This is a genomic window from Saccharothrix sp. NRRL B-16348 (genome assembly GCF_001280085.1).
GTDB lineage: Bacteria > Actinomycetota > Actinomycetes > Mycobacteriales > Pseudonocardiaceae > Actinosynnema.
Genome location: NZ_LGED01000206.1, coordinates 60,222 through 82,303 on the forward strand (window position 1 = coordinate 60,222; position 22,082 = coordinate 82,303).

24 protein-coding genes are annotated in these 22,082 nt (G+C 70.9%); 11 read left to right on the forward strand and 13 right to left on the reverse strand.

Going from position 1 to position 22,082, the window contains the following annotated elements; all coding sequences use genetic code 11:
• Nucleotides 1-49: 49 nt before the first annotated feature.
• From ADK67_RS24300 to ADK67_RS24325, 6 genes are all read left to right on the forward strand, one after another.
• The gene (locus ADK67_RS24300; RefSeq protein ID WP_053718800.1) at nt 50-511 is read left to right on the forward strand and encodes a cupin domain-containing protein; all 462 of its coding nucleotides are present in this window, start codon (nt 50-52) and stop codon (nt 509-511) included.
• A gap of 24 nt (nt 512-535) precedes the next feature.
• Complete coding sequence (locus ADK67_RS24305) at nt 536-1,390, forward strand: helix-turn-helix transcriptional regulator (protein WP_053718801.1); 855 nt, start codon at nt 536-538, stop codon at nt 1,388-1,390.
• An 81-nt stretch (nt 1,391-1,471) separates the two neighbouring features.
• On the forward strand, nt 1,472-2,233 hold the full coding sequence (locus ADK67_RS24310; RefSeq protein ID WP_053718802.1) for a glucose 1-dehydrogenase: 762 nt from the start codon (nt 1,472-1,474) through the stop codon (nt 2,231-2,233).
• A gap of 60 nt (nt 2,234-2,293) precedes the next feature.
• On the forward strand, nt 2,294-2,488 hold the full coding sequence (locus tag ADK67_RS24315) for a DUF3046 domain-containing protein (protein WP_053718803.1): 195 nt from the start codon (nt 2,294-2,296) through the stop codon (nt 2,486-2,488).
• A 172-nt stretch (nt 2,489-2,660) separates the two neighbouring features.
• Nucleotides 2,661-3,704 (forward strand): recombinase RecA, encoded by a 1,044-nt coding sequence (gene recA / locus ADK67_RS24320; protein WP_053718804.1) that lies wholly within the window; start codon nt 2,661-2,663, stop codon nt 3,702-3,704.
• Between the two features lie 114 nt (nt 3,705-3,818).
• The gene (locus ADK67_RS24325; RefSeq protein WP_053718874.1) at nt 3,819-4,295 is read left to right on the forward strand and encodes a regulatory protein RecX; all 477 of its coding nucleotides are present in this window, start codon (nt 3,819-3,821) and stop codon (nt 4,293-4,295) included.
• Between the two features lie 40 nt (nt 4,296-4,335).
• On the opposite strand, the gene ADK67_RS24330 is transcribed toward ADK67_RS24325, so the two are convergent.
• Both ADK67_RS24330 and ADK67_RS24335 read right to left on the reverse strand, forming a co-directional pair.
• The gene (locus ADK67_RS24330; RefSeq protein WP_053718805.1) at nt 4,336-4,824 is read right to left on the reverse strand and encodes a hypothetical protein; all 489 of its coding nucleotides are present in this window, start codon (nt 4,822-4,824) and stop codon (nt 4,336-4,338) included.
• A 19-nt stretch (nt 4,825-4,843) separates the two neighbouring features.
• Nucleotides 4,844-5,533 carry a YqeB family protein gene (locus ADK67_RS24335; protein WP_053718806.1) on the reverse strand — a complete coding sequence of 230 codons (690 nt, stop codon included), beginning with the start codon at nt 5,531-5,533 and terminating at the stop codon, nt 4,844-4,846.
• Nucleotides 5,534-5,587: 54 nt separating this feature from the next.
• On the opposite strand from ADK67_RS24335, the gene ADK67_RS24340 reads away from it, so the two are divergent.
• Entirely contained in the window at nt 5,588-6,229 is a 642-nt protein-coding gene (locus ADK67_RS24340; RefSeq protein WP_053718807.1) for an HAD family hydrolase, read from the forward strand.
• Between the two features lie 172 nt (nt 6,230-6,401).
• Here the strand turns inward: ADK67_RS24340 and eda are convergent, their stop codons facing one another.
• Together eda and edd are read right to left on the reverse strand one after the other, a co-directional pair.
• Complete coding sequence (gene eda, locus ADK67_RS24345; RefSeq protein WP_053718808.1) at nt 6,402-7,040, reverse strand: bifunctional 4-hydroxy-2-oxoglutarate aldolase/2-dehydro-3-deoxy-phosphogluconate aldolase; 639 nt, start codon at nt 7,038-7,040, stop codon at nt 6,402-6,404.
• Nucleotides 7,037-8,902, reverse strand: a complete 1,866-nt coding sequence (gene edd, locus ADK67_RS24350) for a phosphogluconate dehydratase (RefSeq protein WP_053718809.1) — start codon at nt 8,900-8,902, stop codon at nt 7,037-7,039. Before edd ends, eda begins: the two co-directional genes overlap by 4 nt.
• A 225-nt stretch (nt 8,903-9,127) precedes the next feature.
• Here edd and ADK67_RS24355 point away from each other — a divergent pair, with 225 nt between their 5' ends.
• The 4 genes from ADK67_RS24355 (at nt 9,128) to ADK67_RS24370 (ending at nt 12,945) form a co-directional block, all read left to right on the forward strand.
• Nucleotides 9,128-9,424, forward strand: coding sequence for a hypothetical protein (locus ADK67_RS24355; RefSeq protein WP_053718810.1), 297 nt, complete (start codon nt 9,128-9,130; stop codon nt 9,422-9,424).
• 118 nt (nt 9,425-9,542) lie between these two features.
• Nucleotides 9,543-10,304 carry a hypothetical protein gene (locus ADK67_RS24360; RefSeq protein WP_053718811.1) on the forward strand — a complete coding sequence of 254 codons (762 nt, stop codon included), beginning with the start codon at nt 9,543-9,545 and terminating at the stop codon, nt 10,302-10,304.
• Between the two features lie 9 nt (nt 10,305-10,313).
• A complete protein-coding gene (locus tag ADK67_RS24365; protein ID WP_053718812.1) occupies nt 10,314-12,191 on the forward strand; it encodes a fumarate reductase/succinate dehydrogenase flavoprotein subunit in 1,878 nt (625 codons plus the stop codon).
• A 1-nt stretch (nt 12,192) separates the two neighbouring features.
• Complete coding sequence (locus ADK67_RS24370) at nt 12,193-12,945, forward strand: succinate dehydrogenase/fumarate reductase iron-sulfur subunit (protein ID WP_053718813.1); 753 nt, start codon at nt 12,193-12,195, stop codon at nt 12,943-12,945.
• 43 nt (nt 12,946-12,988) lie between these two features.
• On the opposite strand, the gene ADK67_RS24375 is transcribed toward ADK67_RS24370, so the two are convergent.
• The 9 genes from ADK67_RS24375 to ADK67_RS24415 all read right to left on the reverse strand — a co-directional run bounded on the left by ADK67_RS24375 (nt 12,989) and on the right by ADK67_RS24415 (nt 22,017).
• Complete coding sequence (locus ADK67_RS24375) at nt 12,989-13,723, reverse strand: DUF2071 domain-containing protein (protein WP_053718814.1); 735 nt, start codon at nt 13,721-13,723, stop codon at nt 12,989-12,991.
• A gap of 5 nt (nt 13,724-13,728) precedes the next feature.
• Nucleotides 13,729-14,055: a metalloregulator ArsR/SmtB family transcription factor gene (locus tag ADK67_RS24380; RefSeq protein WP_053718815.1), complete on the reverse strand. Its 327-nt coding sequence runs from the start codon at nt 14,053-14,055 to the stop codon at nt 13,729-13,731.
• Nucleotides 14,056-14,084: 29 nt separating this feature from the next.
• The gene (locus ADK67_RS24385) at nt 14,085-15,284 is read right to left on the reverse strand and encodes an MFS transporter (protein ID WP_053718816.1); all 1,200 of its coding nucleotides are present in this window, start codon (nt 15,282-15,284) and stop codon (nt 14,085-14,087) included.
• Between the two features lie 71 nt (nt 15,285-15,355).
• Nucleotides 15,356-15,946 carry a TetR/AcrR family transcriptional regulator gene (locus ADK67_RS24390; protein WP_053718875.1) on the reverse strand — a complete coding sequence of 197 codons (591 nt, stop codon included), beginning with the start codon at nt 15,944-15,946 and terminating at the stop codon, nt 15,356-15,358.
• Nucleotides 15,947-15,980: 34 nt separating this feature from the next.
• Nucleotides 15,981-16,838, reverse strand: a complete 858-nt coding sequence (locus tag ADK67_RS24395; RefSeq protein ID WP_053718817.1) for an ADP-ribosylglycohydrolase family protein — start codon at nt 16,836-16,838, stop codon at nt 15,981-15,983.
• A gap of 27 nt (nt 16,839-16,865) precedes the next feature.
• A complete protein-coding gene (locus tag ADK67_RS24400; RefSeq protein WP_053718818.1) occupies nt 16,866-17,840 on the reverse strand; it encodes an ADP-ribosylglycohydrolase family protein in 975 nt (324 codons plus the stop codon).
• 21 nt (nt 17,841-17,861) lie between these two features.
• Nucleotides 17,862-18,440, reverse strand: a complete 579-nt coding sequence (locus tag ADK67_RS24405) for a hypothetical protein (protein ID WP_157620797.1) — start codon at nt 18,438-18,440, stop codon at nt 17,862-17,864.
• 180 nt (nt 18,441-18,620) lie between these two features.
• Entirely contained in the window at nt 18,621-19,043 is a 423-nt protein-coding gene (locus ADK67_RS24410) for a type II toxin-antitoxin system HicB family antitoxin (protein WP_053718820.1), read from the reverse strand.
• A gap of 121 nt (nt 19,044-19,164) precedes the next feature.
• Complete coding sequence (locus tag ADK67_RS24415) at nt 19,165-22,017, reverse strand: vitamin B12-dependent ribonucleotide reductase (RefSeq protein WP_053718821.1); 2,853 nt, start codon at nt 22,015-22,017, stop codon at nt 19,165-19,167.
• Nucleotides 22,018-22,082 lie beyond the last annotated feature (65 nt).

The window sequence follows — 22,082 nt, forward strand, 5'->3', positions numbered from 1 at the left end:
TCGATCGTCGTCGTTGTTCGGCCCCCGGTCCGCGACGAGGCTCGACCTCATGGAAAACACCCTCCTCGTCCGCGCCGACCAGGCCGAACAGCTCGACGCCGACCCCGCCGCCGTCGTCACCCTCCTCGCCGACCTCGACGGCCTGACCAGCAACCGGTCCACCTTCCGCGACGGCTCCGACGGCGCGCCGCCGCACTTCCACACCCGCGCTTCGGAGCTGTTCTTCGTGCTCGACGGCACGCTGCAGGTGCTGCTGGACCAGGACGTGGTGACGCTGGAGCGCGGCGACTTCCTCGTCGTGCCGCCACACGTGCCGCACGCGTTCGGGGCTCTCAAGGGCGCCGACGCGGACGTCCTGTTCGTCTTCACGCCCGGCATGGGCCGGTTCGACTACTACCGCCTGCTCGACCGCGTGCAGCGAGGCGAGGCGAGCCCGCAGGAGATCCGCGACTCGCAGGACCGGTTCGACAACCACTACGTCGACAGCCCGGCCTGGCAGGCGGCACGCTGACCGGGCTCGTTGTTACCGTGGCACATGACCAGCGAATCCCCTGCGGTGAGACTGCGTCGGCGCGAGCAACTCCGCGACTTCCTGCGGACGTGCCGGGCGCGGCTCACGCCCGCCGACGTCGGCGTGGTGGCGGTGGGCAGGCGTCGGACGCCGGGGCTGCGGCGCGAGGAAGTGGCCGCGCTGGCCGGTGTCGGCGTGTCCTGGTACACGTGGCTGGAGCAGGGCCGCGACATCACCGTCTCGTCGGACGTGCTCGACGCGATCAGCCGGGCGCTGCGCCTGACCGACCTCGAACGCGCGCACCTGTACCTGCTGGCCGGCCTCAACCCACCGCGGGTCGGCGGTGCGCGGGGTGACGAGGTCAGCCCGGAGCTGCGGCGCCTGCTCGACGCGTGGCTGCCGCGGCCCGCGATCCTCCGGGACCGGTACTGGAACCTGCTCGCGATCAACGACGCGACCCGCGCGGTGTTCGGCTACGACGACAGCGACCACAACTGCCTGGTCACGTTCTTCACCAACGCCCGGTACCGCGACATGCACGTCCACTGGGCGTCGGTCGCGCCGGTCGTCGTCGCCGCCTTCCGCGCCGACGCGGCGCACGCACCCGCCGACCCCGGCTTCGACCGGGTGGTCGCCGAGCTCAGCGCCGTGAGCACCGAGTTCGCCGAGCTGTGGGCGCGCCACGAGGTGGGCGCCCCGGTCCAGGCGGTGAAGGCGATCCACCACCCCGAGGCCGGTGAGCTGCACTTCGACGTGACGACCCTGGCGGTGGCCGACCGCTCGCACCGGTACCTGGAGCTGCACAACCCGCGACCCGGCACCGGCACCGCGGAACGGCTCGAACGCCTGGCGCACGTCGGGTTGGCCGCCTCGGTCTGATCGGCGGCCGAGGGTGGTGGTGGCACTCCCGGGTTGAGCGCGCACTGTTCGCGCCCGGCGCCGGTCGGCACGCTCGATCCCATGACGCACAGCACTCCCCGGTTCAAGGACAAGGTCGCGCTCATCACCGGCGGCACGAGCGGCATGGGGCTGGCCACCGCGCGGAGGCTGCTCGCCGAGGGCGCGCGGGTGGTCGTCACCGGGCGCGACCAGGCCCGGCTGGACGCCGTGGTCGACGAGCTGGACGCCGGTGACGATGTCCTCGCGGTGCGCGGCGACGTGGCGAGCCTCACCGACCTCGACGCGCTGACCGCCGCCATCCGGGACCGGCACGGGCGGCTGGACGTGGTCTTCGCGAACGCGGGCGTCGCCTCGTTCCAGCCGAACGGCGACGTCACCGAGGCCGAGTTCGACCGCCTCGTGGACATCAACTTCAAAGGCGTGTTCTTCACCATCCAGAAGACCCTCCCGCTGCTGTCCGACCACGCCGCCATCGTGATCAACGCGTCGTGGACGTTGCACCGCGGCCTGCCCGGCGCGTCCCTCTACGCGGCGACCAAAGCGGCCGTGCACAACCTCGCGCACACGCTCGCGGCCGAGCTGGCGCCCAGGGGAGTGCGGGTGAACTCGGTCAGCCCCGGCTACATCGAGACCCCGATGTTCCACGACAACGTCTCCTCAGAGGCGGCGGAGGCCGTCGTCGCCGCGGTGGCCGCCGGTCGGATCGGCACCGCCGACGACGTCGCCGACGCGGTGGCGTTCCTCGCCTCCGGCGAAGCGTCCTACGTCAACGGTCAGGACCTGGTCGTCGACGGTGGCCTGGTCGCCGCCGCACTGCGCTGACCTGCCGGCCGGACGGTGTCGGAGGTCCGGTCCGGGAGGCCGCGCGTTAGGCTGGGCCCGATGCGCATCACGACGTTCCGCAAGCTGATGGCCGACGAGTTCGGCCAGGTCAGGGCGGAGATGGTGGCCCGGGACCACGTGCTGTCCGCCCTCGGCGGCCGGACTCCCGACCAGGCGTTGGAGGCCGGTCTGCCGATCAAGGACATCTGGCTGGCCGTCTGCGACGCCTTCGACGTGCCGGAACAGCGGCGGTGACCCGGCGTGTCGACCAAGTGGTCGAACACCTGTTCGGCTACACTCCCCGACACGACCGGGTGACAGCACCCCGCGGGTGACCTGGTCCCCACCGGAAAATGTCGGACCCCACCCGTAACGTCGGCCCCGACATCGCACCGCGAACCCAAGACACTCCGAGGTGGACTTCCAGATGGCACCCCAGGCACCCGACCGGGACAAGGCCCTCGAGCTGGCCCTGGCCCAGATCGACAAGCAGTACGGCAAGGGCTCGGTCATGCGGCTCGGCGACGAGGTCCGCGCCCCGCTCCAGGTGATCCCCACCGGCGCGATCGCGCTCGACGTCGCGCTCGGCATCGGCGGCCTGCCCCGCGGCCGCGTGGTCGAGATCTACGGGCCGGAGTCCTCCGGTAAGACGACGGTGGCCCTGCACTCCGTGGCCAACGCCCAGCGCGCCGGCGGCATCGCGGCGTTCATCGACGCCGAGCACGCGCTCGACCCGGACTACGCGAAGAAGCTGGGCGTCGACACCGACGCGCTGCTGGTCTCGCAGCCCGACACCGGCGAGCAGGCGCTGGAGATCGCGGACATGCTGGTCCGCTCCGGCGCGCTCGACATTCTGGTCATCGACTCGGTGGCGGCCCTGGTGCCCCGCGCCGAGATCGAGGGCGAGATGGGCGACAACCACGTGGGTCTGCAGGCCCGCCTGATGAGCCAGGCGCTGCGCAAGATCACCGGTGCGCTCAGCAACTCCAACACCACCGCGATCTTCATCAACCAGCTGCGCGAGAAGATCGGCGTGATGTTCGGCTCGCCCGAGACCACGACCGGTGGCAAGGCGCTGAAGTTCTACGCGTCGGTGCGGCTGGACGTGCGGCGCATCGAGACCCTGAAGGACGGCGGCGAGCCGGTCGGCAACCGCACCAGGGTCAAGGTCGTGAAGAACAAGGTGGCCCCGCCGTTCAAGCAGGCCGAGTTCGACATCCTCTACGGCCAGGGCATCAGCCGTGAGGGCTCGCTCATCGACATGGGCGTCGACCAGGGCATCCTGCGCAAGTCGGGCGCCTGGTACACGTACGAGGGCGACCAGCTGGGCCAGGGCAAGGAGAACGCGCGGAAGTTCCTGCGCGACAACCCGGACGTGGCCAACGAGATCGAGAAGCGGATCAAGGACAAGCTGGGCATCGGCGCCACCCTCGACGCCGAGGAGCCCGCCGCGGCGCCCGTCGAGTTCTAAGTCGGCGTGGCAGGACGAGGTGGCCGTGGTCGCGGGCCGTCCCGCGACCCTTCGGCCGACGACGCCGAGCCGCGTCCGGTCGACCCGGCGAAGGAGCAGCGCAAGGCGACGGACATCTGCTACGCGCTGCTCGCCGCGCGGGCCCGCACCCGCGTCGAGCTGAAGGACGCCTTGCTGCGCAAGGGCATCAGCGAGCAGACGGCCGAGCTGGTGCTGGCCAAGTTCGACCGGGCGGGGCTGATCGACGACGCGGCGTTCGCCGAGGTCTGGGTCCGGTCGCGGCACACGTACCAGGGCTTGGCGCGCCGTGCCCTGGCCATGGAACTGCGGCGCAAGGGCGTGGCGGACGAGGTGGCGGCCGAGGCCGTCGCCGCGGTCGACGACGAGGCCGAGGAAGACCGGGCGCGCAACCTGGTGCGCAAGAAGCTGCGCACCATGGCGGGCCTGGACGACACCACCAAGATCCGCCGCCTGGTCGCGGCCCTGGCGCGCAAGGGCTACGCGGAAGGCCTGGCCTACCGCGTGGTCCGCGAGGAACTGCGCCGGGCGGGCGAGGACACCTCGACCTTGGACGACCTGACCCAGTACTGAAGCCCGGACCGCCGCCGGGAGAACCGGGTGCGGCGACCGGTCACCGCGGGCCGAGGCCGGGATCGAGGGCGAACAGGTTGTCGGTGGGGTCGACCACCGCTTCGAAGCGGGCGCCCACCCGGTGGTCCGGCCGGTGCCGGCTGCGGTAGGTCGCCTCGAACGGCGGCACGTCGTCGCCGCTGACGCGCAGGCTCAGCACCGAGGTGTCGGGCCCCTCCTCCTGGTGGACCACCTCCGCCCCGACGACCTCGGCGATCGCGGGCCGACCGGCTTGCCGCAGCCGCGCGGTGTCCGCCGCGGCCCGGTTCGCCGTCGCCCACATCTCGGCGCCGATGGCCGTCACGACCGGCATCATGACGACCGCGGCGACCAGCGCCCACCACGACCAGCCGAAGTCTTCGAGGTACCACACCGCGAGTGGGATCAGGGCGCACAGCCAGCAGAACACCGCGCTGACCCTGAGCCACAACCGCCCGCCCGCGCGGTCGGTCTCCGCCTGCCTGGCGTTCCCGCCCTCGCCGAGGATCACCCCGTGAGCGTATGCGCGCTCACGGCAGCGTTCGGGTGAGACGCCAGTACTGGCGCTTCTTCTCCTCGCGCACGACGACGCCGAGCCGGCTCAACTCCTCGCGCAGCTCGGCCGCGTCCTCCTTGTCCTCCTTGCGCAACGCCTCGGCCCGCACCTTCAGCAGCGCGTTCGCGCCGGGCGGGAGGTCGGGCGTGCCGTCGACCCACCGCCGGTACTCCTCCCGGTACGGGTCGCCGTCCAGCCACTGGTAGCCGTGCGTCTGGAACGCCTCGGCCAGCGCCTCCGGCTTCAGGTCGTGGCCCTCCCGGGCCAGCTCGCCGGTGTCCACGCCGAGCAGCACGAGCTTCTTGCCGTCCAGGAACACCCCGGACACCAGCGTCCGGTCGAAACTGCGGTGCCTGCCGCCCCTCAGCAGCTCGACGCCCTCGTTGAACACCTCGACCACCAGCCGCTCGTGCGCCGCGATCCCGGCCACCACCAGCCCGAGCAGCGCGCCGACGGCCACCGACCCGATCGTCGCCCACGGCTCCGGGATCGACGCCACCAACCGGAACGGGCCCTGCATCGGCGCCCACGACAGGTCGGCCACCCACCCGGCGATCGACTTCAGGCCCCACACCACGAGCGCGCCCAGCACCGGGAACCCGACCGACACCAGCGCCACCTGCCCGCGTGGCTCGGCGACCACCGTGGTTCGTCGCGCGTCCATCCCCCACTACCTCCCCAGAAGTGAGCACTCAACCTATCGCCGTAGCCTGTTCGAGTGAGGATCAGGGCCGACCACGTCGTCTGGGACTGGAACGGCACGCTGTTCGCCGACAACGACGCCGTGCTCTCCGCCGTCAACCGGGTCTGCGCCGACTTCGGCCACGCGGCCATCACGCTGGAGCACTGGCGCGACGTCTTCAGCCGCCCGATCAAGGACTGCTACGAGCGGATGTTCGGCCGTCCGCTGACCGCGGCGGACTGGGCCCGCATCGACACCGTCTACCACGCCGAGTACCGGGCGCTGATGGACGGCTGCGGGCTGGCCGTCGGCGTGCCCGACCACCTCGCGACCCTGCGCCACACCCAGTCGCTGCTGTCGATGTGGTTCCACGACGAGCTGGTGCCGCTGGTCGCCCGCTTCGGCCTCGGCGAGCTGTTCAGCCGGGTCGACGGCCTCAAGGCCGCGGGCGACGGCGGCTCGAAGGCCGAGCACCTCGCCGAGCACCTCGACGCGCTCGACCTGCGCCCGAGGGACGTCGTGCTGATCGGCGACGTGGCCGACGACGCCGAAGCCGCCCGGCACGTCGGCGCTCAGGTCGTCCTGGTCGCCACCGGCACCAGCTCCCGCAAGGTGCTCGAACGCACCGGCGCGCCGGTCGCCGACTCGATCCCGGAAGCCCTCACCCACCTGGCCTGACGAAGGGCGCCTCCCCGGCACGGGAAGACGCCCACCGGTCAGCTCAGAACGTTCGGGACCAAGACACGCCTAGGACCACAGCGCACCGGGACCACAGCGCACCGGACCCAGAGTGCGCCGAGGTCGGAGCGCGCCGGGACCACAGTGCGGCGAGCGTCGGAGCGCGCCGGGGTCAGAGCGCCGACGCGGCCCGCGCCAGCTCCTCGATCCGCGCCCAGTCGCCGGACACCAGCGCGTCCTTGGGCGCGAGCCACGACCCGCCGACGCACCCGACGTTCGGCAGCGCCAGGTAGTTCGGCGCGGTCGCGGGTGTGATGCCGCCGGTCGGGCAGAACCGAAGGCCGGGCAGCGGACCGCCGATGGACTTCAGGTAGTCCACCCCGCCCGCGGCCTCGGCCGGGAAGAACTTCAGCGACGTCAGCCCGCGCTCGGCCAGCCGCATCGCCTCCGACACGGTCGCCGCGCCCGGCAGGAACGGCAGCCCGGTGTCCTCGGCGGCGTCCAGCACCCGGTCGGTCGACCCGGGCGTGACGAGGAACGCCGCACCGGCCTTGGCCGCCTGCTCGGCGTGCTCCGGCGCGGTCACGGTGCCCGCGCCGATCACGATGCCCGGCACCTCCGCCGCCACCCGTTCGATCGCGGCCAGGGCGGCGGGCGTGCGCAGCGTCAGCTCGATCACGCGGACACCGCCGCGCAGCAACGCCTGTGCCAGCGGCACGGCGTGCTCGGCGTCGTCCACGACGACGACCGGGATGACGGGGGACAGCGCCAGCAGATCCGCCGCCGTCGCATGAGCCGGGGCGTTGGTCACCGGGACACCTCCTGGTTGAACTGGCCTTCGAAGTGCGAGGCCGCGATCGGTCCGAACACGCTCGCGCCCCGGTCGGCGGGCCCGACCGCCCGGCGCAGCGCGGCGAACAGCTCCCGGCCCGTGCCGGTCCACGCCTGCGCGTCCGGCGGGAAGTCCACCAGCTCGCGCGAGGCCAGCTCCGCCGGGTCGACGAACGCCTCCAGCGTGCCGGTCTCGGCGTCCAGCCGCAGCACGTCACCGTCGCGCACCCGGGCCAGCGGACCGCCGACGGCCGCCTCCGGCGTGAGCTGGATGGCGGCCGGGATCTTGCCCGACGCGCCGGACATCCGGCCGTCGGTGACCAGCGCGACCTTGAAGCCACGGTCCATCAGCACGCCCAGCGCGGGCGTCAGCTTGTGCAGCTCGGGCATCCCGTTGGCCTGCGGACCCTGCTGCCGCACCACCACGACCACGTCCCGCTCCAGCTCACCGGCCTGGAACGCGGCGCTGAACGCCTCCTGCGAGGTGAACACGCGTGCGGGCGCCTCCACGACCCGGTGTTCCGGCTTGACCGCCGACACCTTGATCACCGCACGGCCGAGGTTGCCCGACAGCATGCGCAGGCCGCCGTCGGCCGCGAACGGCTCCGACACGGGCCGCAGCACGTCGGTGTCCAGCGAGCGCGGCGGTCCGGGACGCCACTGCAGCACGCCCTCGACCAGCACCGGCTCCTGCCGGTAGCGGTCGAGCCCGGCGCCGGCCACGGTCTTCACGTCGGCGTGCAGCAGGCCCGCGTCCAGCAGCGTCGAGACGAGGAACGGCACGCCGCCCGCCGCCTGGAAGTGGTTGATGTCCGCCGAGCCGTTCGGGTAGACGCGGGCCAGCAGCGGCACCACCGAGGACAGCTCGGAGAAGTCGTCCCAGTTCAGCTCGATGCCCGCGGCCGACGCGATGGCGACCAGGTGCATGGTGTGGTTGGTCGACCCGCCGGTGGCCAGCAGCGCGATCACGCCGTTGACCACGGACTTCACGTCGACGACGTGCCCGATCGGGGTGTAGTCCTCGGCCCGGCTGATCTCCACCGCGCGCCGCGCGGCCTCCTCGGTCAACGCCTTGCGCAGCTTGGTGCCCGGCGGCACGAAGCTGGCGCCGGGCAGGTGCAGGCCCATGACCTCGACCACGAGCTGGTTGGAGTTCGCCGTGCCGTAGAACGTGCAGGTCCCGGGGCTGTGGTAGGACTGCGCCTCGGCTTCGAGCAGGTCCTCGCGGGACGCCTTGTTCTCCGCGAACAGCTGCCGCACCCGTGCTTTCTCGGAGTTCGGCAGGCCGGAGTTCATGGGGCCCGCGGGCACCAGGATCGCGGGCAGGTGCCCGAACGACAGCGCGCCGATCAGCAGGCCGGGCGTGATCTTGTCGCACACGCCGAGCAGCAGCGCCGAGTCGAACATCTCGTGCGACAGGGCGATGCCGGTCGCCATCGCGATGACCTCGCGGCTGAACAGCGAGAGCTCCATGCCGGCACGGCCCTGGGTGATGCCGTCGCACATGGCGGGCACGCCGCCCGCGAACTGCGCCACGCCGCCGACGGCCCGGGCCGCGTCCTTGATCCACGCGGGGTACTCGTGCATCGGCTGGTGGGCGGACAGCATGTCGTTGTACGCGGACACGATCGCCACGTTCGGGCGACGAAGTGCACGAAGGAGGTCTTTGTCACCGCCCGTGATCCCGGCGAATCCGTGGGCCAGGTTGCTGCACGCCATGTCGCGGCGCGCGGGGCCCTCTTGCTGGGCCTGGGCGACTCGTTCCAGGTAGGCGGACCGGCCGGCGGCGCTGCGGGCGGCGATTCGAGCCGTCACTTCGGCGACGACGGGATGCACGCTCATGGTTCGCTGTCTCCGGTGGTGATCACGGGCCGTGGTGGGCCCGGTGGGACGGCAGCGCTGGCGTCGCACGTACGGACGTGACAGCAAGCACACTATGTCACGACACATGATCGTGACAAAAACGATTCAGATCCTGAGACGCGACTCGGACACTTGTGGTTCTTGTCACAGCGGCTTCCACTTGGCAGAGTCGGCACACGGACCGACCCGAGGGAGGTGCTGACCATGACGTCCTCCGAGATCGTGGAGCTGCGCCGGGCGCTGGGCCAACTGCGCCACTGCGTCGGCGGCCTGCGCGCGCGGTACGGCGACGTGGCCGCGGTGCAGAGGCTGGCCAACGACGTCGAACGCCTGGACATCGACGCGACCGAGCTACTGGACCTGGACAGCACGCCACGACCGCGTGAAGCGCCTCGGGTCGAGAGGGAAGTCGTCGTCGTCCCGGACACGCCGTACGACCCGAAGCTGTGGCACGACGCCGACGACGAAGGTCTCGGCGGCTACCGCAGCCACAGAACCTGAGCTGAGGAGAGGACCGGCCCCCGCGTGCGAACGCGGGGGCCGCTCCCGTTTTCGGCCCGGTGATGTGTCCCAAACCACAATGTGTCCCGCACCACAACGACGTGGAACGAGGTGAGGTATGAGGGCGCAGATCGCCCAGCGCACGTTGCGCACAGACCGGTGGTGGCTGCCGCCGCTGGCGACGTTCGCGGGCCTGCTCCTGATTTCCATCTACGCGGCCGTGCGGACCTTCATGGGCGACTACTACTGGGTGGACGAGTACCGCTACCTGACGCCCATGTACTCGCCGTGCCTGACCGAGGAGTGCCTGCCGAACGCGGCGCACTTCGGCCGCCTGCTTCCCGAGCTGCCGGGGTTCCTCACCCCGCCGGTGATCATCATCCCGTTCCTGCTCGGCTTCCGGGTGACCTGCTACTACTACCGCAAGGCGTACTACCGGGCGGCGTGGATGTCCCCGCCCGCGTGCGCGGTGGCCGAGCCGCACGGCAAGTACACCGGTGAGACCCGCTTCCCGCTCATCGCGCAGAACCTGCACCGGTACTTCTTCTACGCGGCGTCGCTCCTGCTGCTGATCAACATCTACGACGCGGTCTTCGCGTTCAGCACCGGCATCGGCCTCGGCAACATCGTGCTGCTGGTCAACGTCGGCCTGCTCGGCGCGTACACGCTGTCGTGCCACTCGTGCCGCCACATCGCGGGCGGGCGGCTGAAGCACTTCTCCAAGCACCCGGTCCGGTACTGGACGTGGACGCAGATCTCCAAGCTCAACGCGAAGCACATGCAGTTGGCGTGGGCCTCGCTGATCTTCGTCTGCGTCACGGACCTCTACGTCGCGCTGGTCGCCTCCGGGACGATCGCCGACCTCCGATTCGTCAACTGAGGAGTGGTTTTGCCCGAGCTGGAACGGCATTCGTTCGACGTGCTCGTGATCGGTGCCGGCGGTGCGGGGTTGCGCGCCGCGATCGAGGCCCGCGAACACGGGATGCGCACGGCGGTGCTGTGCAAGTCGTTGTTCGGCAAGGCGCACACGGTGATGGCCGAGGGCGGCATCGCCGCGGCCATGGGCAACGTGAACTCCAACGACAGCTGGCAGGTGCACTTCCGCGACACCATGCGCGGCGGGAAGTTCCTGAACAACTGGCGGATGGCGGAGCTGCACGCCAAGGAGGCGCCCGACCGCGTGTGGGAGCTGGAGACCTACGGCGCGTTGTTCGACCGCACCAAGGACGGTCGGATCAGCCAGCGCAACTTCGGCGGCCACGAGTACCCGCGCCTGGCGCACGTCGGTGACCGCACCGGGCTGGAGCTGATCCGCAGCCTCCAGCAGAAGGTGGTGTCCCTCCAGCAGGACGACTACGCCGAGACCGGCGACTACGAGTCGCGGCTGAAGGTGTTCCAGGAGTTCACCGTCACCGACCTGGTGCTCGACGACGGCAAGGTGGCCGGCGCGTTCGGCTACTGGCGCGAGTCGGGCCGGTTCGTGCTGTTCGAGGCGCCCGCCGTGGTGCTCGCGACCGGCGGCATCGGCAAGTCGTTCAAGGTGACGTCGAACTCGTGGGAGTACACCGGCGACGGCCACGCGCTGGCCCTGCGCGCGGGCGCGTCCCTGATCAACATGGAGTTCGTGCAGTTCCACCCCACCGGCATGGTCTGGCCACCGTCGGTGAAGGGCATCCTCGTCACCGAGTCGGTCCGCGGTGACGGCGGCGTGCTGCGCAACTCCGACGGCAAGCGGTTCATGTTCGACTACATCCCCGAGGTGTTCAAGGACAAGTACGCCGACAACGAGGCCGAGGCCGACCGCTGGTACGCCGACCCGGGCAACAACCGGCGGCCACCGGAGCTGCTGCCGCGCGACGAGGTGGCGCGGGCCATCAACTCCGAGGTCAAGGCCGGTCGCGGGTCCGAGCACGGCGGCGTGTTCCTGGACGTCTCGACGCGCCTGCCCGCCGAGGAGATCATGCGGCGGCTGCCGTCGATGCACCACCAGTTCAAGGAGCTGGCCGACGTCGACATCACCGCGCAGCCGATGGAGGTCGGGCCGACCTGCCACTACGTGATGGGCGGCGTGCAGGTCGACCCGGACACGGGCGCGTCGTCGGTGCCGGGGTTGTTCGCGGCGGGCGAGGTGTCCGGCGGGATGCACGGCTCGAACCGGCTGGGCGGCAACTCGTTGTCCGACCTGCTGGTGTTCGGTCGCCGTGCGGGCGCGGGCGCGTCGGACTACGTGGGCGGGCTGTCCGCGCGGCCGGTGTGCTCGGACGAGGCCGTCGCCGAGGCGGAGCGGACGGCCGTGGCGCCGTTCTCCGGGTCCGACGCGGCCGGCGAGAACCCGTACACGCTGCACATGGAGTTGCAGCAGGCGATGAACGACCTGGTCGGCATCATCCGGCGGGCCGAGGAGATGGACCAGGCGGTCAAGCGCCTGGAGGAGCTGAAGCGGCGGGCCGCGACCCTGGTGGTCGAAGGCCACCGGCAGTTCAACCCCGGCTGGCACCTGGCGCTCGACCTGCGGAACATGCTCGTGGTCAGCGAGTGCGTGGCGCGTGCCGCGTTGCTGCGCACGGAGAGCCGCGGCGGGCACACGCGCGACGACTTCCCGGGCATGGACGCCGACTGGCGGCGCAAGCTGCTGGTCTGCACGCTGACCGGCTCGTCGGTCGAGGTGGTGGAGGAGCCGCAGCTCCCGATCCGGTCGGACCTGCTGGCGCTGTTCGAGCAGAGCGAGTTGCAGAAGTACCTGACCGCCGACGAGCTGGAGGGCTGACATGGGGTACCAGGGGCACTTCCGGGTGTGGCGCGGTTCGGACGAGGGCGGTGGTCTGGAGGACTTCACCGTCGAGGTCAACGAGGGCGAGGTCGTCCTCGACGTGATCCACCGGTTGCAGGCGACCCAGACGCCCGACCTGGCCGTGCGGTGGAACTGCAAGGCGGGCAAGTGCGGGTCGTGCTCGGCGGAGATCAACGGCAAGCCGAGGCTGCTGTGCATGACGCGGATGTCGGTGTTCGCGGAGGACGAGACGGTGACCGTGACGCCGATGCGCACGTTCCCGGTGATCCGCGACCTCGTCACGGACGTGTCGTACAACTACAAGAAGGCGCGTGAGATCCCCGCGTTCAAGCCGCCGGCCGGCGTGGCGCCGGGGGAGTACCGGATGCAGCAGGTCGACGTGGAGCGCTCGCAGGAGTTCCGCAAGTGCATCGAGTGCTTCCTGTGCAACAACACGTGCCACGTCATCCGCGACCACGAGGAGAACAAGGAGTCGTTCGCGGGGCCGCGGTTCCTGATGCGGGTGGCCGAGCTGGAGATGCACCCGCTCGACGAGGCGGACCGCGTGCAGGAGGCGCAGTCGCAGCACGGCCTGGGGCTGTGCAACATCACGAAGTGCTGCACCGAGGTGTGCCCGGAGCACATCAAGATCACCGACAACGCGTTGATCCCGATGAAGGAACGCGTGGCCGACCGGCGTTACGACCCGATCGTCTGGCTGGGCAACAAGCTGTTCCGCAACAAGTCCTGACGACGGGCTCGCCGAGGTCCGCCCGCCCGGGTGGGCGGACCTCTCAGGCCGGCGCTCCGGCCCTCATGGGTCGGAGCGGGCTCCACGTCACCGGCACGTCGCGCATCAGCAGCGCGCAGTCGAGCACCGCGCTGCCGACCGGGAACCGCTCCTCGTCGTCGAAGAACGAGGAGTGGACCTCCCGGACGTGGAGCGGCTCCACCCGCCACGCGTCCGTGTGGAGTTCCAGCCCGTCGAGGCGGTCGCCGCCGCGCGTGGCGGAGAAGCCGGCCGCGCCGTGCCGGAAGAAGTCCGACGCCTCGCCCAGGTCGGCGAACAGCTCGCTGCCCTCGAACTCGCGGGCGACCCGGACGTCGACGCTCACGCGCGTCGTGCCGTCGAGGCCGGCGAAACCGACGTGCAGGTCCTGGGCCGTCTCCCGCACGTCGAACCGCGCGCGTGCGTGCTCACCGGGGAACAACCGGCCGCCGACCAGGGCGTTGACCGCCGAACCGCTGTCACGGCGGGGGATGTAGACGCCGGCCCGGCGTCCCTCCGGACCGTCCCACTCGACCGCGACGCGGTGCGCGGCGTTCTCGCTGCGCAGCCCGAACGGCTCGGGAGCCCATCGCGGACGCGTCCGCCCGAGCCGGATGAGGCAGATCCCGGCGACCGCCCACGGACCCACCAGTTGGGGCCGCAGCGGCGCCGGCAGCAGGCGGGCGACGACGTCCGGCTCGACGCGGTAGTTCACCAGGAGACGACGTTCCACGACACTGGCCAGCTTCGGCGACCTCATGGTGATCAGCCCTTCTCCGTGGCACGTCTGCGGTGCCGGACGACGACCTGTTCGGGACAGACCGCGCTGAGGAACCTGCCGACGTGCAACGCCAGCCGTTCGTCCACGAGCGAGTAGAAGATCCGGTTGGCCTCACGCCGCTCCCGGACCAGCCCGGCCGCCTTCAGCACGCCCAGGTGCCGCGAGATCGACGGCCCGCTGATCGGGAACCGGCCCGCGATCTCGCCGGCGGTGAGTTCGCCGGCGCGGAGGTCCTCCAGGATCTGCCGCCGGGTCGAGTCGGCCAGCGCCCGGAAGACGCCCGCCTCCTGGTCGGCTGCCACGCTGTCCATATTTACTGTTTAGCACAGTAGCTAAACAGCTAACAACGGGCCTGGTCGGGACGTGGCCCGGCCGCGGCCGGTTCGCGCACTCCGCTTCGCTGGACGTCACGTCGCCGCACGTCGGGGATCAGCGTGACGAGGCCGAGCACCGCGAGCCCCGCGCCCAGCCACAGCGGCGCGCGCAGGCCGTGGTCGGTGACGAGCAGGCCGCCCAGCCACGACCCGATGATGATCCCGGACGTGATGAACGACCCGTGCACGGTGTTGACCAGCGCTCCGGTGTTGCCCGTGCGCTGGACGCGGGTCACCAGCGCGGGGTTCATCGTGACGCCGACCAGGCCGATGCCGAGCAGGCTCGCCACGGCGGGCAGTTTGGCGTCGGCGAACAGGGCGAACGCGGTGAGGAAGAGCGCGTTGAGCCCCAGCCCCGTGAGCAGGACGGGCAGTGCGTGGCGGTCCGCGAACCGGCCGACCACGTGGTTGCCGAGCAGCGTGGCCGCGCCGTAGGCGATGAGCAGCAACGGGACCGTGCCCGTGCTGAAGCCGGTGACCTCGGTCAGGATCGGGTTGGCGTAGCTGAACGCGGCGAACGTCGCGCCGATGACGCACGTGCTGGTGGCCAGCACCAGCCACAGCCCCGGCCGGGCGACGGCGCGCAGTTCGGACCGCACGCTCGTCCCGCCGCCGGCGCGGTCCAGTCGCGGCACGCCCGCGAACGTGCTGACGGCGGCCACGACGGTGAGCACGGCGATGCCCCAGAACGCCGCGCGCCAACCAAGGTGCGCGCCGATGAACGTGGCCAGCGGCAGGCCGAGGAGCGTGCCGAGCATCAGCCCGTTGAGGACGGTCGCGGTGGCGCGACCGCGCAGGTTCTCGGCGACCACGGCGGCGGTCACCGAGAGCGCCACGCCGAAGAACGCCTGCGCCGCCGCGCCGGTGACGACGCGGGCGACCAGCATGACGCCGTAGTCGGTGGCGGTGGCGGCGAGGACGTTGCCGGCGAGGAAGACCGCGAACAGGGTCATCAGCGCGGGCTTGGGCCGGAGTCGGAGCATCAGCACGGTGAGCAGCGGTCCGCCGACGGCCATCGCGGCGGCGAACGCGGTGATCAGGTAGCCGATCTCGGGGATGGTGACGTGCAGGCCGGCGGCCATCTGCGGCATCAGGCCGGCGACGACGAACTCGCTGGTGACCATGGCGAAGATGCCGAGGGCGAGCACGTGGACGACACGGGGCATGGCGACTCCTGTTTTGTATTGATCTGTCCAAAATTAGGGCGTGCTCGATCCCGCTCGGCCCTTCGGGAGTCCTAGAGAGCGCCCATCGCCGTGGACGCGATGGCCTTCAGCGTCGGGATGTCCGCGCCGCCCTGCCCGGCGACCCGCATGCCCGCGATGACGGCGGTGAGGAACCGCGCCAGTTCCGCCGGTGGTGTCGCGGACGTGATGTCGCCGTCCCGCTGACCGGTCCTGATGACGGCTTCGAACGCGTCCAGCCTGCGTTGCTGGTCGCGGGCCAGCAGCTCGGCGGCCTCGTGGTCGCGGCCGGCCAGTTCGACGGTCGTGTTGACGGTCAGGCAGCCGATGCCGCGCTCACCGCGCCGGTTCTCCACCTCGCCCTCGATGACCGCGTCGAACAGGTCGCGCAGGCGGTCCTTCGCGGGCCGGGTCTCGTCGTCGAGCAGCGTGAGCTGGCCGGTGGTGGTGAGCTCGGTGTAGCGGACGAGCGCGCGCTTGAAGAGCTCGTGCTTGCTGGTGAACGTGTTGTAGATGCTGCTGCGCCCGAGGCCGGTGGCGCGGCACAGGTCTTCGGTGGACGTGGCCTCGTAGCCGTTGGCCCAGAACGTGCGCATGGCCGCGTCGAGCGCCTGATCCTCGTCGAACGCCTTGGGTCGGGGCACGCGGCTCACCGTAGCAGGTTTTGGACTGATCGATCTAGAACGTCGGCGTCGGCCCGGCCCGCAGGTCCGGGGGCAGCGGCTCGCGACGCTCCAGCCAGTCACCCGGCACGTCCGTGCGGCAGGCCACGATGCCGCCGACCATCGCGGCCGTCGTGTCCATGTCACCGCCCGCTTCCACGCACGCCACGATGGCGGCCCGGTAGTCGTCGGCGTGCGTCGCGGCGGCCCACAGCGCGAACGGCACCGTGTCCTGGGCGGTCGAGTGCGCTCCGTTGCCCAGCTCGTACGCGGCCTCCGCCGTGGCACGCCCGCGCAGCCGACGCGCGGTCTCCACGCCCCGGCGCACCTGCCCGTCGGCCAGGTGGTCCAGCACGGCGTCGAGCAGGTCCGGCCCGGGAACCGCCGCGGCGACCGCCACCGCCACCGCGCCCGCGATCCCCTCGGGGTGCAGGTGCGTCACCTCGGCGGAGAGGACCGCCTGCGTCACCACGGCGTCGAGGTCGTCGGCGAAGAACGCGCCGAGCGGAGCCACCCGCATCGCCGCGCCGTTGCCGCACGATCCCTCACCCCGGTAGGCCGTCGCCGCCGCCTCCCGCCACGGCACGCCGTCCCGGATGCGGTGCAGCACCACCACCGCGCCGGGCCCGTAACCCCGGTACGGCTCGCAGTGCTCGGCGAACGACGCGGCCAACCGGTCCTGGTCGACCTGGCCGTGGTCGCGGAGTTCGGCCAGCAGCAGGCAGGCCATCTCGGTGTCGTCGGTCCACGGCCACGGCCCGGCGGGCAGCGTGCCCGCGGCGAGGTCGGAGCGGGAACGACCGGGAACGAAGAACTGCGCGCCCAAGGCGTCGCCGACGGAAAGCCCGTCCAGTGATCGGTGTGCGGGGGACATGTGGTGTCGAGCCTAGGCCGGCGGCGGTCAGTCCCACAGCCGGCCGAGCGCGGCCAGCTCGTCACCGTGCTCGACGCGTTCGGCCCACTCCTCGGGCCACGCGTCGAGACCGTGCGCGGCGCCCGCGAACGCGCCGGTGAGGCACGCGATCGAGTCCGAGTCGCCGGACGTCGTCGCCGCACGGGACAGGGCCGCCACCGGCTCGTCGCGGAAGAGCAGGAAGCAGTGCAGCGCCGTGGCCAACGCCTCCTCCGCGATCCACCCCGCGCCCGTGGCGAGGCAGGGGTCGGCGTCCCGGTCGTCGCCCGCGGCTGCGAGCACGTCCAGCGCCGCCGCGCACTCGTCCCAACCCCGGGCGATGAACTCGTCGGGCTCCGACACGCCGGGTCGGATCCAGAGGTCGGCCAACCACTCCTCGCGGTAGCGGGTCCGCTGCTCCGCACACCGCGCGCGCAACGCGGCCGTCACGTCGCCCGGGTCCATGCCGCCACGCAGCCAGTGCGCGGCGAACGCCGTCAGCTCACTGGCCGCGAGCGCCGTCGCGTGGCCGTGCGTGAGGGCGGACTGGAACTGCGCGATCCCGGCGCGGTCGTCGTCGGACAGGCCGGGGACCAAGCCGACCGGCACGACGCGCATGTTCGCGCCGCACCCCTTCGACGACGCCCCGGTGGCCTCCCGCCACGGCAACCCGGCGGCGAGCCGCTCGCAGGCCTGGAGACACGTCATGCCGGGCGCGCGGTTGTTGTCGGGCGACTCCCACCACCGCACGAAGTGGTCGCGCAACGCGTCCCCGACCCCGTCCCGCCCACCCTCCGCCAACGCCCGCGCGACCGCCAACGTCATCTGGGTGTCATCGGTGACCAACGCGGGCTCACCGACCAACTCCCGAGGCCCACCCACGCCGTAGCGGTGCTCGATCTCCGCGACCGTCATGAACTCCGTGGGCGCCCCCAACGCGTCCCCGTACGCCAACCCCAACAACGCCCCACTCGCCCGCTTCACGGCTGACAGCGTAGGCGTCTCCTACGTCGTGGGGTGCGTGCCGACGTCGACCAGGAGGGCCGGAACCCACGAGAAGACCTTCGGATCGCCAAGCCCGGAAGCCGTGAGCCACGCCGCCGCCCGAAGCGCGTCCTCCTCGTCCGGGATCAACCCCCACCTTCCCGGCCCAACGCCCGTCGCTCGCCGAACGTCGTCGACGAGCCCACCGAGGCAGGTCCACGTGTGCCAGCCCCCGGTGTCGAAGCCGACCAACTCGAAACCCAACACCCGACCGGACGTGAGGTCGGGAAAGGCCTCCCGCCGAGCCAGCCGTCCCGCCACACCACCGAAGTCCGGGCGGTAGCCGGCTTCCACCAGTTCCTGGAGCAAGGCCGGGGCGTGCGTCGCGTCGATGCCCACAGCAAGCACGCGCAACCCTGACCGACCTGCCCGAGCCCGTTCAGCTGAAACCGGGTCGTCGAACCAGTCGTCCCAACCGTCACGGTTCGCCGGCACCAGGTCCACGACGCAGTCGCTCATCGAGATCACGTCGGCGCTCGGCAGCCCAACCTCCTGCCAATCCACCCTGACACCTCCCGCGGCCACCAGGTAGCCCGCCAAGAGTCGACCGGTGTCCATCGGAACTCCCCTCGGCCGGCGACGGGCTCAGCTGCCCTGGGTCCAGTAGCGCTGAAGCCTGGCGACCGCCTCGTGTGTTCTGCAAGCAGATTCGACACCGTCGTGCGCGCCTGACCCGAAACCGACAAGGTCCAGTTCGCGATCCTCGCGCGTCGGCTGCGGTCAGGAGAACCGCGCGGCACCGACCAGCCAGTCGCGCAGCTGGTCGTCGTCGCTGAAGCTGATCAGCTGCACCAACCCCCAGTTGTCGCGGTGGTTCGGCGCTTTGAGCAAGCGCTCCTGCCAGTCTTCCGCGTACCCCCGCAGGGCGTCGACCATCCCGGTGATCGCCTCGTCGAACGACGAGCCGTCGGCGGCCACCGGCAGGCCCGGGATGAACACCGACCAGCCGCCGGCCTCCGGGACGGCCTGGGCGCGTGACGGGACGACCGACGCGAGGAAGTCTCGCAGGCGCTTGACGTCCACGACGGCTGTCGTGGCGCAGTCACGTCGAACCGTGGCGACCCGCCCCTCCTCCGCCGCGTCCAGCAAGTCCTTCAGGTGCGCGCGAGCAGCGGTGTAGCTGTCGTAGTGAACGCCGGACATGCCAACCTCCGAGGTGGTCTTCGCCGACCTGGGCGCATCCATCGCAACCACGAGCGGACACGGCAGAGCCGGGGCGACGAACCGTCGCCCCGGCTCTGGCCAGGTGCCCAAGGCGCTCAGATCAGCTGCAGCCCGAGGTGGAGCCGCAGCCCTCGCACAGGTAGCACGAGCCGGCCGGGCGCATCTTCGTGCCGCACGTCATGCAGAGCGGCGCGTCGGCGGCCTTGCCCAGGTGCAGTTCGAGCAGTTCCGTGGAGCTGCCGACCCTGATGTCCTGCGGCTTGGACTTCTTCTCCTCCGGCGCCGGGGTGGTCGACGCGGCCGGTGCGGCGTCGACCGACGTGCGCAGACCCTCCAGGTCCACGTCGCCGTTGCCGTAGTCGGACGACGAGACCTGCGCGGTGCGCTCGTCGGCGGTGAAGACGCCGAGCTGCGCGCGCTTCTCGAACGGCAGGTAGTCCAGCGCCAGGCGGCGGAACAGGTAGTCCAGGACGCTGGTCGCGATGCGCACGTCCGGGTCGTCCGTCATGCCTGCCGGCTCGAAGCGCAGGTTCTGGAACTTCGAGACGTAGAACTCCAGCGGGATGCCGTACTGCAGACCCACCGAGATGGACATGGAGAACGCGTCCATCACGCCCGCCAGCGTCGAGCCCTGCTTGCCCAGCTTGACGAAGATCTCGCCGAGGCCGTCGTCCGGGTACGAACCGGCGTGCAGGTAGCCCTCCGCGCCGCCGACCGTGAACGACACCGTCTGCGACGGGCGCTTCTTCGGCAGCCGCTTGCGCACCGGGCGGTACTCCACGACGGTCTCGGGCTTGGTCTCCGCGACGGCCGACGACTTGGCCGACTTGCCCGCCGACAGCGGCTGGCCGACCTTGCAGTTGTCGCGGTAGATCGCCAGCGCCTTCAGGCCCAGCTTCCAGCCCTGGTAGTAGATCTCCTCGACCTCTTCGACGGTCGCCGTCTCCGGCATGTTCACCGTCTTGGAGATCGCGCCCGAGATGAACGGCTGCACCGCGGCCATCATCCGCACGTGGCCCATCGGCGCGATCGAGCGGTCGCCCATGGCGCAGTCGAACACCTCGTAGTGCTCGGGCTTGAGGCCCGGCGCGTCCACCACGTGGCCGTGCTCGCCGATGTACTCGACGATCGCCTCGTTCTGCTCCTGCTGGTAGCCCAGCACCTGCAGCGCGCGCGGCACGGTCTGGTTGACGATCTGCATCGAGCCGCCGCCGACCAGCTTCTTGAACTTCACCAGCGCCAGGTCGGGCTCGATGCCGGTCGTGTCGCAGTCCATCATCAGGCCGATGGTGCCGGTGGGCGCGAGCACGCTGGCCTGCGCGTTGCGCCAGCCGTTGCGGGCACCGATCCGCTGGCACTCCTGCCACGCCTTGGTCGCGACCTTCTGCACCGCGCCGTCGTTCGCGTGGTACGTGCGCAGCATGTCGTTCGCGGCCGAGTGCTTGCGGATGACCCGCTGGTGCCCCTCGGCGTTGCGGGCGTAGCCCTCGTACGGGCCGACGATGCCCGCCAGCTCCGCGGACCGCTTGTAGGCCACGGCCTGCATCAGGGACGTGATCGCGGCGGCCAGCGCGCGGCCACCCTCGGAGTCGTACGCGTGACCGGTCGCCATGAGCAGCGCGCCCAGGTTCGCGTAGCCGATGCCCAGCTGGCGGAACGCGCGGGTCGTCTCGCCGATCGCGGGCGTCGGGAAGTCCGCGAAGCAGATCGAGATGTCCATCGCGGTGATGATCAGCTCGACCGACTTGGCGAACAGCTCCGCGTTGAACGTGCCGTCGTCGGACAGGAACTTCATCAGGTTCAACGACGCCAGGTTGCAGCTGGAGTTGTCCAGGTGCATGTACTCCGAGCACGGGTTCGAGGCCGTGATGCGGCCCGACTCCGGCGTGGTGTGCCAGTCGTTGATCGTGCCGTCGTACTGGATGCCCGGGTCGGCGCACTCCCACGCGGCCTGCGCCAGCTTGCGGAACAGGTCCTTCGCGTCGATCTGCTCGATGACCTCGCCGGTCTGGCGCGCGCGCAGGCCGAACTGCCCGCCGTTCTCGTAGGCGTGCATGAACTCGTCCGACACGCGGATCGAGTTGTTCGCGTTCTGGTACTGCACGGACACGATGTCCTTGCCGCCCAGGTCCATGTCGAACCCGGCGTCGCGCAGCGCGCGGACCTTGTCCTCTTCCCGCGCCTTCGTCTGGATGAACTCCTCGACGTCCGGGTGGTCGACGTCCAGCACGACCATCTTCGCCGCGCGGCGGGTCGCGCCACCGGACTTGATGGTGCCCGCGGACGCGTCCGCGCCACGCATGAACGACACCGGGCCGGACGCCGTGCCGCCGGAGGACAGCAGCTCCTTGGACGACCGGATGCGCGAGAGGTTCAGGCCCGCGCCGGAGCCGCCCTTGAAGATCAGGCCCTCCTCGCGGTACCAGTTCAGGATCGACTCCATCGTGTCGTCGACCGACAGGATGAAGCAGGCGCTGACCTGCTGCGGCGAGCTGGTGCCCACGTTGAACCAGACCGGCGAGTTGAAGCTGAACACCTGGTGCAGCAGCATCCAGGTCAGCTCGTGCTCGTAGATCTCGGCGTCCTCGGCGGTGGTGAAGTAGCCGTGCTTGACGCCCGCCTCGACGTAGGTCTTCACCACGCGGTCGATGAGCTGGCGCAGGCTGTGCTCGCGCTGCGGCGTGCCCACCGCGCCGCGGAAGTACTTGCTGGTGACGATGTTGGTCGCGTTGACCGACCAGAAGTCGGGGAACTCGACGCCCCGCTGCTCGAAGTTCACCGAGCCGTCGCGCCAGTTCGTCATCACGACGTCGCGGTGCTCCCAGGTGACCTCGTCATAGGGGTGCTTGCCCGCGGTGGTGTAGACGCGCTCCACCTTCAGCTTGGCGTTCTTGTCCCCCGCGCCGTTGCGGGCGGCCGTCTTCTTGCTGGAGCCACCGACGGTCTCCGTCATTCCGACTTCCTCATTCCGTTTCACGAGTTCTCGACGTTCCGATGCGCGACCCACGTCCGGGCTCC

Coding starts and splice junctions, on each gene's coding strand:
- ADK67_RS24335 (WP_053718806.1), bottom strand. CDS start 5,533: ATGGACGCGCGACGAACCACGGTGGTCGCCGAGCCACGCGGGCAGGTG.
- ADK67_RS24380 (WP_053718815.1), bottom strand. CDS start 14,055: ATGGACAGCGTGGCAGCCGACCAGGAGGCGGGCGTCTTCCGGGCGCTG.
- ADK67_RS24375 (WP_053718814.1), bottom strand. CDS start 13,723: ATGAGGTCGCCGAAGCTGGCCAGTGTCGTGGAACGTCGTCTCCTGGTG.
- ADK67_RS24385 (WP_053718816.1), bottom strand. CDS start 15,284: ATGCCCCGTGTCGTCCACGTGCTCGCCCTCGGCATCTTCGCCATGGTC.
- recA (WP_053718804.1), top strand. CDS start 2,661: ATGGCACCCCAGGCACCCGACCGGGACAAGGCCCTCGAGCTGGCCCTG.
- ADK67_RS24370 (WP_053718813.1), top strand. CDS start 12,193: ATGGGGTACCAGGGGCACTTCCGGGTGTGGCGCGGTTCGGACGAGGGC.
- ADK67_RS24305 (WP_053718801.1), top strand. CDS start 536: ATGACCAGCGAATCCCCTGCGGTGAGACTGCGTCGGCGCGAGCAACTC.
- ADK67_RS24415 (WP_053718821.1), bottom strand. CDS start 22,017: ATGACGGAGACCGTCGGTGGCTCCAGCAAGAAGACGGCCGCCCGCAAC.
- ADK67_RS24315 (WP_053718803.1), top strand. CDS start 2,294: ATGCGCATCACGACGTTCCGCAAGCTGATGGCCGACGAGTTCGGCCAG.
- ADK67_RS24395 (WP_053718817.1), bottom strand. CDS start 16,838: ATGTCCCCCGCACACCGATCACTGGACGGGCTTTCCGTCGGCGACGCC.
- ADK67_RS24310 (WP_053718802.1), top strand. CDS start 1,472: ATGACGCACAGCACTCCCCGGTTCAAGGACAAGGTCGCGCTCATCACC.
- ADK67_RS24300 (WP_053718800.1), top strand. CDS start 50: ATGGAAAACACCCTCCTCGTCCGCGCCGACCAGGCCGAACAGCTCGAC.
- ADK67_RS24410 (WP_053718820.1), bottom strand. CDS start 19,043: ATGTCCGGCGTTCACTACGACAGCTACACCGCTGCTCGCGCGCACCTG.
- ADK67_RS24360 (WP_053718811.1), top strand. CDS start 9,543: ATGAGGGCGCAGATCGCCCAGCGCACGTTGCGCACAGACCGGTGGTGG.
- edd (WP_053718809.1), bottom strand. CDS start 8,902: ATGAGCGTGCATCCCGTCGTCGCCGAAGTGACGGCTCGAATCGCCGCC.
- ADK67_RS24355 (WP_053718810.1), top strand. CDS start 9,128: ATGACGTCCTCCGAGATCGTGGAGCTGCGCCGGGCGCTGGGCCAACTG.